Raw genomic sequence first — 13,277 nt, 5'->3', positions numbered from 1 at the left:
AGTTTCATATACGTGGATTAAATATTGTAAAGCTATAGTGATGGCGGCTCAATCACGGGACCGGATTGATTCAACTATAGGCATCAAATGTTACAATTGGCTGCTCAACTTCCTAGCTACCTGCGTAGGTCGTTATATAACGTTGACACTGCTGATGGTGACGGCATTATAGAAATAACGCGGGTTGTAAAAAAACCAGGAAAGCCGGAAGCACACTATTTGCATTCATCCAACATCGACAATTTCTTCCGAACCGGCTTTCCTGATTATATTATTAGAATGGATGATTTATAAGGGCAGCTCAGTTATGCTACCACCCTGCGTTTTGTTTCAATACATTGTTAGACAGCGTAATTTGCGTGTTAGGTACTTGTACCAGTCCCTTTGTTTCCATCACTTTAGATGCCAGAATGGTTTTAGGGGTATTTACACCTCCATTTTGAACGGTTGTTGATTCGGCAATCGCGGATGCAGCCACATTTATCCCCTGGCGAAGCAAATCCCAGTAACGGATTCCTTCTGCGGCGAACTCCAGTTTCCTTTCATTCATGATATTTGCCTGGTTTACCGGGATTTGCACAAAACCGGCACCAAACGCCCTTTTGCGTACATCGTCGAAGTAAGACTGGGCGCTGGCAGCACCTAATTCAGCCGCCATTAACAACACATCTGCATAGCGGATAGACACATAATCCTGGTACTGGCTGATCATAAAGCTCGTGCCTCCCATCTTTTCTGCCAGGCTTCTCCCTGCCTCATCTGCCATGGGGGTATACTTTTTAATCGTGTAGCCGGTATACTCTCTCTGGTCTTTTATGTTCTGGAAATTGAGTTTCTCATCGTTTATTGAAATAATAGACGCGCTTCTACGGCTATCGTTCGGCGCAAAGGCATCCCAGAGCTTTGGATTCACTGTTGCGGCTCCCCAACCCATTCCGTAAGGATAAATACTTTGAACCCGGATGCCATACATTACCATCCAGTTATTGCCATCGGAATTCCCATTCCAGTCACTGGTAAAGGTATACTTGATGGCGAATACCGTTTCTTTATTGTCCTCGCCAACATAATTATTCAGTGAAGCGGCCGGCCATAGATTGGCAAATTTCTCGACCAAACCAAATCCGCCGTTCGTAATAACATCCTCTAGGTAGGCCAACGCCTGCGCTTTTGACACCGCTCCTACCAGGTCTGTTTTGCTATAATAGCCGGTGTAATAAAGGAATACGCGGCCCAGCAGCGCTTCAGCAGCCCATTTGGTTACCCTTCCATGGGTGGAAGCAGCCTGGCTGCCATAACTGGTAGCCGCCAGATTAGCAGCGGCAAACTTCAGATCATCAGCAATCAGCTTATAAACATCATCCGCATTGGCCTGTGGTACATTATCAGTGGTAGGCTTAGTAATCAACGGAACATTCCCCCATAACCTTACCATATCAAAGTAGCAATAGGCACGGATAAATCTTGTTTCCGCTTCGTAGGTGTTACGCAAGCCGGGATTTCCGCCCCAATTCACACCATCCAGATGCGACAACAACATGTTAGCGCGGTAAATAGCCTTATAATAAAGGCTCCACGAATCACCAAACATATCCTGGTCTGAAGGAGAACGGAGCTTGTCAAATTCGTCCATCATCTGGAAGCCAAATCCATCGGCATTGCCTCCACCACCAAACGCTTCGTCAGACATAACGGTAGAAGCAACCGGGAAAGCAATCCCACCAGACCAAACACGCTGTAATCCGTCATAAACGCCCACGAGAGCCTTCCAGGCATCATTGGGTGTTTTGTAAAAATTCTGCTCTGTAGCGGAGGTTACATCTTCTGTATCCAGGAAGCTTTTTTTACAAGCCATCAATGACAACAGTGCAGTAACCAGTATATATAATTTTAAGTTTTTCATCGCCAAATTCATTTTAAGTTAAAAACGGATGTTTGCGCCTGCCATAAAAGTTCTGGGCCGGGGATAATAGCCTAAGTCCACCCCGGATGAAAAACCTTCATTATATCCCACTTCAGGGTCCATACCTTTATATTTGGTCAATATGAAAGCATTCTGTACAGACGCATATACTCTCACTTTTCCCAGGTAGCTTTTCTTCACCAGCCTGGAAAAATCATACCCTAACGTAATATTGTTGATGCGAAGAAATTTGCCGTCGTGAATATACAGGTCGGAGAACTGGGCCCAGTTAACGCCATCTTCCGTCACCCGGGGAATTCTATTAGATGTTCCCGGACCATGCCAGCGATCCAAAATTTCTGCAGTGTAATTGCCAAAACCGCCGGGGCCTCTCCATGATTGCACGATTTGATTGCCCGATACGCCGGAAGCCTGAATTAGTAAATCAAACCCTTTGTAGCCAAGCGTTACATTAAAGCCAAAGGTAAAATCAGGGTTGGGATCGCCGATTTTCGTTTTGTCGCTGGCATCGATAACACCATCTCCATTCAAATCAACATAGCGAACATCTCCGGGCTTTGCATTGGGCTGGATAGGCGCGCCGGTTTTACCTTTATAAGCCAGCACTTCGTCCGTGGTTTGGAAAACACCTGCTGTTTTATATCCCCAGAAGTAGCCAACGGGTTCTCCATTTGCTGCGCGGTAAAACTCGCCTGCATTGGCGTACAGTACATTGGTATTACCATGAAGCACATGATCGTTCGTGGGTATATTTCCTATCCTGTTCCTGTTATAGGCACCATTTACACCAACGGAGTAACTGAAGTCCTTACCGATATTGTTATGATAATTAAGTGCCAGTTCAACGCCGGTATTTTTCACGTCACCACCATTGATAAGGGGCGCATCGGCTCCGGCTGTCGCCAGGATAGGTACTTTAATTAACCAGTCTTTTGTTTTTTTGACATAGTAATCAAACGTCACGTTCAAGCGCTGCAATACCGTAGCGTCAAAGCCAATATTGGTCTGCTCGGAGGTTTCCCATTTTACATTCGGGTTAGCGATGCGGCTTGGGTAAGCTCCCTGTGTGTTTGCGCCTTCAACAGGGCCGAATATATAGCCTGCATTGGTGAAACTGATAGGCGATAAAAACTGGTACGCGTCTACATTCTGATTACCCACCTGTCCCCAGCTGCCGCGTATCTTCAGGAAATCCAGCCAATGGACGTCCTGCATAAAATTTTCCCTGGAAACTACCCATCCGGCAGACACAGAAGGGAAATATCCCCAGCGACGATCCGGCGCAAACTTCGATGATCCGTCAGCCCGGAAAGTAATATTCAACAGATACTTTTCCTGGAAATCATATTGGAGCCTTCCGAAGTAAGACATCAAAGCGCTTTCGGTTGGGCCACCGCCCAGGCTCATATAGGGAGCGCCCCTGGTTACATTCTGGGCAACGGAAAGATAAGCATGTTGCAGATCGGCTACCCGCAAATCCCAGTTGTTGCCATTCATGGCCACCGTTTGCGCTTTCAGCGAAGAGGTACCTGCCATTACGCTGAAATGATGATCATTATGAACATCAAAATCATAACTGAGTAAATTGTCAAACTGGATAGTCCGTCCACTTCCCATCGACTGGCTCACTTTAGCAGTATCATTGAAGGAATAAATAGACAGATGGTACACCGGTGTATAGCCATGGCTTTGGTTTGAGGAATAATTTAAACCAAGGCTCGATCTGAACTTTAACCCTTTAATTGGTTCTGCCTGTATATACACATCCCCAAATAGCCCTTGGCTGGCGTTCCGGTTCCTGGTAGTATAATCCATAACAGCATAGGGATTGGCCTCTGCATTATTCCATGCCTGGTCGGGTTTTCCCGGGTACCAGCCCTTCGTGTCGCTGGCGAAATAATTGCCCGCGGCATCATACATGGGCAGAAGAGGACTTGTACTGAAAGCGCTACGCAAGGTGTTGTTGTACTGTCCATCTACTAAAATGCCGTGGTTGTTTTGATAGTTGAATGTAAGATGCTCACCTATCTTAACAATATTCTGGTATAAATTATGTTCGGAGTTTATCCTGAAATTGTAGCGGTCGAAGTAAGAAATGCCGGAACCACCTACAATCCCACCCTGGCTGGTGTATCCGAGGGATAAGGAGTACGCTGAATTGGTTCCTCCGCCCTGTACGCCCAATACATAGTTTTGAGTAGGCACATTGCTTTTAAACATCTGGTCCATCCAGTTGGTATTTACCGGCAAATTGTTTACTACTTCATCACTGAAGTAGGGCGCTTTACCCGAGTTTACCGCTGCTTCATTTATGATGGTGGCATACTGTTTTGCATCCAGTAATTTTGCTTTGCGGGGCACCTGCTGGGCGCCATAGTAGACATCGAGGGTTACCTGAGGCTTTTGATTGATTTTCCCTGTCCTGGTGGTCACCAATATAACGCCATTCGCTGCCTGGGAGCCATAAATAGCGGCAGAAGCCGCGTCTTTCAAGATATCTATCGAGGCAATGTCGGCAGGGTTCAGATAGGAAATATCGCTGGTTTGAACGCCGTCCACAATATATAATGGAGCAAAGTTACCCACCGTACCCTTACCACGAATGACAACATTCATACCCGATCCGGGCTGTCCTGAATAAGTAGTTATTTGTACGCCGGGTGCTTGCCCCTGTAAGGCTTGCAGCGCGTTCGTAGTATTCTGTTTCTGAATATCGTCGCCTTTAACCTGGATATTAGCGCCCGTTACAAGCTTTTTCTTCTGTACGCCATAGCCGATTACCACCACATTTTCCAATTGCGTTTCGGCATCCTGTAATTGAATCTTTAATTCGGATGAGGAGGTAACTTTTACCTCCTTTTGAATAAAACCAACCGAAGAAATTACCAATACATCGCCCGGAGATGCAGCGATGGTAAACTTTCCGGCTTCATTGGCCACCGCGGAAACATGTGTACTTTTTACGGTAACCGATGCGCCCAAAACCGGTAAGGAAGAAGACTGGCTGGTGATTATCCCGCTCACTTTTGCAGATTGGGCATAGGTGATCTTGCTAAGCGTAAGGACTAAAAAAGCAGTCCATAGCAATAATCGCGAGTGAGCAACTCTGGCTAATTTCATACGTGTGAATTTAAATTGGCTATTTTTTTATATTTAGATATTTCCCTTCATAAATCACTTCTTTATCGCATGTTGCATCAAAATCCAGCGGCGTGGCCCTATTTGGAGTTATCATCTTAATACGAAATGTTCTCTTTTGTAACATACCATTAAATAAACCTTTCCGGTCCCCTATGGTAACTGTTGCTGTTCCTTCGTTATACTTTATCGGGATAATGGAAAAATTGCCTTTTTCATAATTGTAATTGGTTCCCTCATCTTCATAAAGGTTAAAAGTTGCATCTGCACCGGTATAAATGTTCAGGGTGATGGTATCCGGGTGCTTTTCTGCGGTGTACTGTAATTCCGGTCCGAAAGGCACTATAGATCCGGCTTTCACAAATAGGGGCATGCGTTCATAAGGAGCAGCCGCCGTAATTTTCTGACCGCCGGCGTACCATTTTCCTGAGTAAAGGTCATACCAGCCGGCGCATTCCGGCAAATACACGGCACGTTGGGTTTGTTTGTATTCACAAACAGGATTTACCAATAATGCAGGGCCGAACATATATTGATCAGGAATATTTAATACGGCAGTATCTTTTGGAAAGTCCATGGCGAGCCCGCGCATAATGGTATAGTCATTATGATATGCCCATCCTGCCAGTGAATAGGTATAGGGAAGTAGGCGGTAACGTAGCTTGTCATAATATAGAAAGCTTTTGTAAGCAGGATGATCTTCCGGCGCGGTGTTAAATACCTCACGGTAAGGAAACTGTCCATGCGAACGGAACAAAGGAACAAATGCGCCAAACTGCAACCAGCGGGTCATCAATTCTCTCCATTCTTCCAGGCTTCCGCTGTCAGGCTTTTCAAACTTCTCCGGCACTACAAAACCACCTATATCCATGGTCCAATAGGGAAGTCCGGACATAGAGAAATTAACGCCGGCAGTTATTTGCGTCTTCATATCTACCCAGGTAGATCCAATGTCGCCGCTCCATATGGCTGCGGCATAACGTTGCGAGCCTGCAAAGCCCGAACGGGTGAGCAGGAAAACTCTCTTATCAGGATCTGTGGCACGCTGTCCTTCGTAAATTCCTTTTGCATTTTGTAGCGGATAGGCATTCAGGAACTCTGCTGCACTGCCTAAAGCAGTTGGCGTCATCTGGAGCTTTCTTTTATCAGGGCTTACATTAGAAAGGATGTCCGGCTCGCTGGCGTCCATCCACCAGGCGTCAATTCCTTTACTATAAATTTTCTTATTGATCAGGTCCCAAAATCCTTTCCGGGCAGATTTATTGAAAGCATCGTAAAAAGTAGAAATATATCCCTTCCCTATCCAATCCCTTTGTTGGTCTGCTATGTTTCTTTTATAAAGCCAGCCGTTTTTATCAAATTCTTTATAGGCGGTTATCCCGTCATAAAACTTGGGCCATACCGAAATCATTATTTGCGTGTTGTATTTTTTATGCAACATCGCAATCATGCTATCCGGAGAGGGGAAACGTTTTTCGTCAAATTCCTGGCTGCCCCATTCCGCTTCCTTCCAATAACTCCAGTCGAGCACAATGTTATCAATAGGAATTTTTCTCTTCCGGAATTCGTCAACCGTAGTAACTATCTCCTCCTGTGTTTTGTATCTCTCCCGGCTTTGCCAGAAGCCCAGTGCCCACTTCGGTACAATAGGCGCCTTCCCCGTGAGCGTTCTATACCCAGAGATGACTTCGTCCATGTTATCGCCGTACACAAAATAATAATCGACTTGTTTCCCTGCTTCAGAGCAAAAACCAAAGCTGTTTTGTAGGTCGCTGCTCAATGGTTCCTGCCACTTTAAAGAAAGATAGGACTCGCCTCCTTCGGGGATCCATTCAATTTTTACCGGCACCTTTACGTTTTTCACAAAATCCCAGGGAATTAATGCAGACGCCGGGTTCCATGCTTTTCTCCACCGATCCAGCACCAATTTACCGTTCAGCCATACTTTCAGGGAACCGCCATAAACAAACCTGAATTGATGAATACCTGCCAGATTGCTGGACAGCATGCCTTCCCAGGTAACCATGCCGGTGGCTGGTGAGAACTCCCGGGGTAACCGGATCTTTGATTCTCCCAGGAACTCCATATTAATATTGGTCTCCGCTTTTTCAACGCTTACCTCCTGCGGATGATGCCAATCGTTGGCATAGGAGGCGGTTAACCATCCTGGCTCCCCCTTTTTTGAAAAAAGCTGTAGGGAAGAAAGTGGATGAAGTGGCCTGATATCGCCGGCCCTGGTCAGAGAATAGTTATCCCACAGGATACCATAGTTCTTATTGGATATCAAAAAGGGAATGGCTACTTCCGTATTATTCTGGAAGAAGGTAACCTGTTGCCCCCTGTAGTTGATAATACCATCCTGGTGCTGGCCAAGCCCGTACCAGGCATCGCCGTTGGCCGACTCAAATGATTGCGTCAGCACATAATATCGTTTACCGTCAAATACAGCCGGTTGGAAATTCCGTCCAAAGGGTTGCTTTTCCGCCAGTATCTTTTTACCGTTCAGGTCAGTAAAAGTGACGGCGCCGGTTTGGCGGTTGACGGTGGCAATTAACTTTTTTGTTTTGAGTACCAGGTTTTCCTTGGAAGGAATAATTTCCCAGGCAAGGTCTGGCCTTTTCTGATAAACGGTGACCAGGCTATTTCCAGGTACTATTTCTTTACCCGGAGCAGCAATTACTCTTATTATATTATCTGCTATCACCTCAAGCTTAACAGCATGTGGGGAACCTGTAAACAGGGAGTCAGTGAAGAGCAACAGACCATCCGGTAGTGTAATATAGGCAGGCGGCTTCGCCAGCAAGTCATTTATAAAGCCCAAAGTTAGCAGGCAACACAGCAATAATCGCAATTTCATATACGTGGATTAGATGCTGTAAAACTATTGCTATGCTGCCAGTAGGCGGGGACTCAAATGATTCAACAAAGGGTGGCGAATGTTACAAATATGGGAATATCAAGGTCCACAGGCTGCCAGCCTCCTGCTAAAGTGTTTTATTCTTAAGACTCGCGGCATATTCTGACGGTGTCACCCTGAACTCTTCCTTGAAAAGCTTGCTGAATACTTTCGGATTATTAAATCCGACCTGGTATGCCACTTCCGCAATAGACATTCCACTATTATTTAATAATTGAGCGGCTCTCTTTAAACGAATAGAACGGATAAAATCTAAAGGTGACTTGCCGGTGAGAGAATTTATCTTTCTGTATAGCGTCACCCTGCTCATGAACAGCTTCCTGCTGAATTCATCCACCGAAAAATCAGGGTTATCCATTTGATTTTCAATTATTTCCAATGCCTGCTTCAGGAACTTTTCATCTACAGGCGTTATTGTTACCTCCTCCGGATTGACAGTTATCTGCTTCTGGAACCTTTTTTTCAATAGCTGTTGTTGTACCAGGAGATTATTAATACGGGAGGCGAGAATCTCAAAAGTGAAAGGTTTTGTGATGTAGTCATTGGCGCCTGCTTTCAGGCCCTCCAGTTGTTTTTCTTCACTGCCCATGGCGGTAAGCAAAATGACGGGGATATGTGCCGTCAGCATTTCTGATTTAATTTTTCCGGCCAATGCTACGCCATCCATTATGGGCATCATCACATCACTCACCACCAGGTCGGGATTTAACCGTTTTATTTTCTCCCAGCCTTCACTTCCATTACTGGCCTCCTCCACGTGATACTGATCCTTCAGGTTATCCTTTAAATAAAAGCGGAGATCTTCATTATCTTCTACTACCATGATTGTTTTCTTTTTATTCTCTTTTTTCTCCTCTTCCATCATTATTTGCTCTCCTTCCTCCGCAGGCACCGCGGGAGCTATGGGCTGTGGCGAAACATACATCTTCCTTGCAGGAAGCAGTACGGTAAAACAAGTGCCCTGATCCGGCGCACTTTCCACGTTGATAGTACCATTATGTAGTTTTACGAATTCTTTCGTAATGGCCAACCCTATGCCCGTTCCCTGGTTCACCATACTTTCCGGCACCTCTGTCTGGAAAAAACGTTCGAAAATCTTTTCATGCTGTTGCGCCGGAATACCAATACCGGAATCTTTTATGCTGATAGCAAGCGTTCCCTCTGTATCATTGGCGGCAGGTATATTATATTTCAGGCTGACACTCACCTTTCCATGGTCATAAGTATATTTAAAAGCATTGGAAAGCAGGTTAAATAAGATCTTCTCTATTTTATCCTTATCAAAATAAATCTCAAGGCAGTCAATATCAGACGAGAAGGAGAATTGAATCTTCTTTTTCTCTGCAATATCAGTGAAAGACAGGCTGGTTTCCCTGCAAAAATTGACAATATCTCCGACCGCAGGGTGCAATTTTACCTCCTGCACTTCCATTTTTCTGAAATCCAGCAGCTGGTTTACCAAGTTCAACAGGCGCTTTGCATTCCGTTGCACCAGGTTCAATTGTTCCACCTGCTCCTGGTCAGTAGCATGTTTAATGATCTTATCCAACGGCGCAATAATAAGGCTTAATGGGGTGCGGAACTCGTGGCTTACATTGGTGAAGAACTTTGTCTTTAGCTGTTCCAACGCATGGGCTCTTTCGGCCTCCCTGCGCTGTTGCTTAACTTCAAAACGCATATGTATCCGTTCTAATGTAATGCGCCGGATGAGTAAAAAGAGGCCTCCTGCAATTAGTAAATATATAAAATAGGCAATAGGTGTTCGCCAGAATGGCGGTTCTATATTGATCTGCAACGTTTTTACTTCACTCCATGCACCTGTTCTATCCAGTACTTTTACTTTGAAAGTGTAATGACCCGGACTGAGATTGGTATAGGTGGCCCTTCGTTGGTCATCGCCCGTATATAGCCAGTCGGTGTTAAACCCTTCCAGCATGTAGGCATATTTATCATTGTGGTTATGCGAAAAATCGAGGGAGGCAAAGTCGATGGAGAAAACATTTTCCTTATACTTCAAATCAATACTTTTCAACTGCGATAAAGCACGATCCAGCAATACGCGATTATTGACCTCTTCGCCGGGTGTTATATTTCTATCCAGTATCTGGAAACCGGTAAAGGCCACCGTTGAGCGTCCAACTGGTTGCTTAATAGCCACCGGGTTGATAATATTAAATCCCGATGGTCCTCCAAAAATCAATTCTCCTGATCGTGTTTTTAGCGCTGCATTATCATTGAATTCGCGGTCCTGCAGGTTATTGGTGGCATCGTAATTAATAACAGAAAAGGTAATATGGTTATTATTTTGCCGGGGAGTAGCGTTGCATAAGCCGCTGGGCGTGGAAATCCAGAATGTTTGACGAGCATCTTCCAGGATATCCAATATCATATTGTCTGGAAGGCCATCTGATGTGGTGAAAGTTTGAAACTCGCCAGTTTGTTTATTAAACAGGTTAAGTCCCTCCCTTGTTCCTACCCAAATCCGTCCTTTGCTGTCTTCCAACAGGCAAAAAATGCCATCATCGCTTAAACTGTTTTTTTTGTTGGTATGTTGATAAGTAGTTGTCTTTCCTTTATCTTTTTCAAAAACAGTAATGCCCCCACTTGTACCAACCCACAAATCGCCCTTCTTGTCCTGCATTATCGTGCTAATATAATCAGCTCCTCCCCCTCTTTTAAAATGTACAAACCGGTTGGTGGTTCTGTCGAAGCGATCGAGGCCACCACCTAAAGTGCCTATCCACATTTGTTGATCCCTGTCCTCAAATATTTCCCATGCGGCGTCATCCGCCAAACTGGAAGAATCATTGTCATGATGCCGGTAGTGCGTAAATTTCCTGCCGTCGAAACTGTCAAGGCCACCGAGATAAGTGCCTACCCAGAGGATATTTTCCCGGTCGATGCACAGACCCACAATTACGTTATTGCTGAGACTATTGCCGTTATTAGGGTCGTGCAGGTATTGCTTGAAAGTATTATTCTTCCTGTCAAAATAAATCAGTCCCCCTCCATTGGTACCTATCCAGATATTGCCGGACCTGTCTTCAACAAAACGGTTTACATCATTGAATGGCAAACTCTTTGGATCTGATTCGCGGTGATGATAATAGGGGAATTGTACAATACTGCTTTTATAATAATTTATGCCTTGCTTGTAGGTCCCCAGCCAGATAATCCCCTGGTTGTCTTTATAAATTGTTGTGATACTGTTTTGACTAATGCTCTTGGGATCATTGGGATTATTCAACAGGTAACTGGCGCCGAAATTGTTCTTTTTATCAATCAGGGTGACGCCTCCATGATCAGTTCCTACCCAGACCAGGCCGTTATCGTCCTCCACAACCTGGCTTATCAGTTCAGAACTCAGTTTGGCGGGAAATGAATTTTTGCCTAAACGAAGGAGGGTGTTATCTTCCGGGTGCAGAAAAAAGAGGCCGCTATTATAAGCCCAGCACCACACATCTCCGTCGCTATCAACAAAAAGATTAAAAAAGCTCTCCCCTTTATGTTGTTGCTGTATGGCAGTATTGGAAAAAATAATTCTCCCTGATTTTATATCATACTCCTGCAGAAAACCGGACTGGTATACCAGCCATAGTTTCCCATCTGAAGTTTCCTTTACAGCAGCAATCTTTCCGCCTGCAGGGCTGATTCCCGGCGGATTAAATGGTGTTACACTTTTATGGTTGGCTGAATATAAATATAGTCCTTTGTCTCCGTAAAGGAACCAGTACCGGCCATCCTTCCCTTTTACGATGCTGGAAATTGAACCTGCCGGCAATCCCATAGAAGATAAATAGCTATCCTGGTTGCCTTCAAATTTTTCTGCATCCGCATTATAAATACAGGCTCCCGCCGTTGTTGACACCCACATTTTCCGGCCAGGCAGCTCGTAAAGACTGCTGATATTATTGCCTTTCAGGGAAGTGCTGTCATTGTGATCCTTACGAAATATTTTGCAGGCATAACCATCATAACGATTTAGCCCATAAGTAGTACCAAACCACAGAAAACCATCCTGGTCTTTTAATATTGCTTTTACTTCGTTGTGAGACAGTCCATTATAGGTATTAAGCTTTGAAAAATTAAAACGTATACTTTGTGGCAAAACAATAAGGGATTGCAGCAATAAAACAATCCCTAAAAGGTAACGCATTGCTATAGGTTTTAGGTATAAAAAAATTCGTCTGCCCAGGCATTCATGCACTTCCTGCTGGCATTGCTTTCCATTCCTGGTTGCTGGGAAGGTACTGTTCCCGGGTAGTGTAACATTCCATACCCCAATCCGACCTATTTCATACCCTTTGGTATGAGTCAGACTAAATAACTTTAAAATATTATTCCACGTAGTCAACTTGCCTCGTTATGAAAACATCTATATTGTTGCCTGGCTTACAGCCTGTCTTGTTTTGCGTGCCTAACCCAAAAGGCTTGCCGTTGCCGAGCCTATTTAAGTGTCAATATAACACATAAACTTTATTACAACAAATCCCCCTAAAGTCAGGAGTTCGGTAAATATTCTTCCAACGCCCGTCACCATTGGCCAAATAGCACTTTGGGCGCAGATTGCCAATTATTTTAAAAACTATAATGAACGGCTCCTTTTTGCCAGCGCCAATGAGCCGGCGGTCAGCGATGCAACAGGGATGTCTGTTTTATTATCTTACCACCAGACTTTTATAAATGCGGTTCGCGCCACCGGTGGAAATAATAGTTCCCGCAGTCTTATTATACAAGGACTATCATGGTGGAAGTCCATTATTACGCACCCTGGCAATTTTGCGGTTTGACAACAGACGAGACGTGGGGTAAAATGTTTTGCTACTGGGGATCCATAAAATCCGCCGCAACTAAAAACCGGCTGGCATTTGGAGTATCGCTCCAATTAAACAATAGCGCATTGCCTCATTCATAATAACGGCAATAACCACTATGCTGATTATTGCCGTTATCCATGTTACAATTGAAAAATCTGTTCCATTAATACCCATTTCTCTCCTTCCTTTGCCCAGGGCAATGGTTGCTGGAATTTCCACATTAATTGCTCCCACTCCTGTACCTTAGAATTTGCTGCATCCGATGCCGCTTTCGCCCTCTCATTATACTGATCATTTGTTTCCATAATCATCATTAAGCGGTTACCTGTTCTGTAAATCTCCATTTCAACAATTCCTGCATCAAGGATACTCTTTCTTACTTCCGGCCACCCATTTTCTGCTTTATGCCAATATTCATATTCTTCAATCAGCCTTGGATCATCTTTCAGATCAAGGGCTAAACAGTGTCTTTTCATCATAT

General features: G+C 44.6%; 6 protein-coding genes. 1 reads left to right on the top strand and 5 read right to left on the bottom strand.

Annotation, left to right across the window (positions count from 1 at the left end; genetic code table 11):
* Positions 1-310 precede the first annotated feature (310 nt).
* The 4 genes from FHW36_RS24990 to FHW36_RS24975 all read right to left on the bottom strand — a co-directional run bounded on the left by FHW36_RS24990 (position 311) and on the right by FHW36_RS24975 (position 12,135).
* A complete protein-coding gene (locus tag FHW36_RS24990; RefSeq protein ID WP_145673214.1) occupies positions 311-1,903 on the bottom strand; it encodes a RagB/SusD family nutrient uptake outer membrane protein in 1,593 nt (530 codons plus the stop codon).
* A gap of 18 nt (positions 1,904-1,921) precedes the next feature.
* Entirely contained in the window at positions 1,922-5,044 is a 3,123-nt protein-coding gene (locus FHW36_RS24985; protein ID WP_145673213.1) for a SusC/RagA family TonB-linked outer membrane protein, read from the bottom strand.
* Between the two features lie 19 nt (positions 5,045-5,063).
* On the bottom strand, positions 5,064-7,919 hold the full coding sequence (locus FHW36_RS24980; protein ID WP_145673212.1) for a TIM-barrel domain-containing protein: 2,856 nt from the start codon (positions 7,917-7,919) through the stop codon (positions 5,064-5,066).
* A gap of 127 nt (positions 7,920-8,046) precedes the next feature.
* The gene (locus FHW36_RS24975) at positions 8,047-12,135 is read right to left on the bottom strand and encodes a hybrid sensor histidine kinase/response regulator transcription factor (protein ID WP_145673211.1); all 4,089 of its coding nucleotides are present in this window, start codon (positions 12,133-12,135) and stop codon (positions 8,047-8,049) included.
* A 313-nt stretch (positions 12,136-12,448) separates the two neighbouring features.
* On the opposite strand from FHW36_RS24975, the gene FHW36_RS31090 reads away from it, so the two are divergent.
* The gene (locus FHW36_RS31090) at positions 12,449-12,769 is read left to right on the top strand and encodes a cellulase family glycosylhydrolase (RefSeq protein WP_222429187.1); all 321 of its coding nucleotides are present in this window, start codon (positions 12,449-12,451) and stop codon (positions 12,767-12,769) included.
* 167 nt (positions 12,770-12,936) lie between these two features.
* Here the strand turns inward: FHW36_RS31090 and FHW36_RS24965 are convergent, their stop codons facing one another.
* Positions 12,937-13,275 (bottom strand): L-rhamnose mutarotase, encoded by a 339-nt coding sequence (locus FHW36_RS24965; protein WP_246121225.1) that lies wholly within the window; start codon positions 13,273-13,275, stop codon positions 12,937-12,939.
* Positions 13,276-13,277: the final 2 nt, after the last annotated feature.

Source organism: Chitinophaga polysaccharea, assembly GCF_007829335.1.
Classification (GTDB): domain Bacteria; phylum Bacteroidota; class Bacteroidia; order Chitinophagales; family Chitinophagaceae; genus Chitinophaga; species Chitinophaga polysaccharea_B.
The sequence above is the reverse complement of the archived record's forward strand: the minus strand, read 5'-3'. Positions and strand labels throughout refer to the sequence as shown.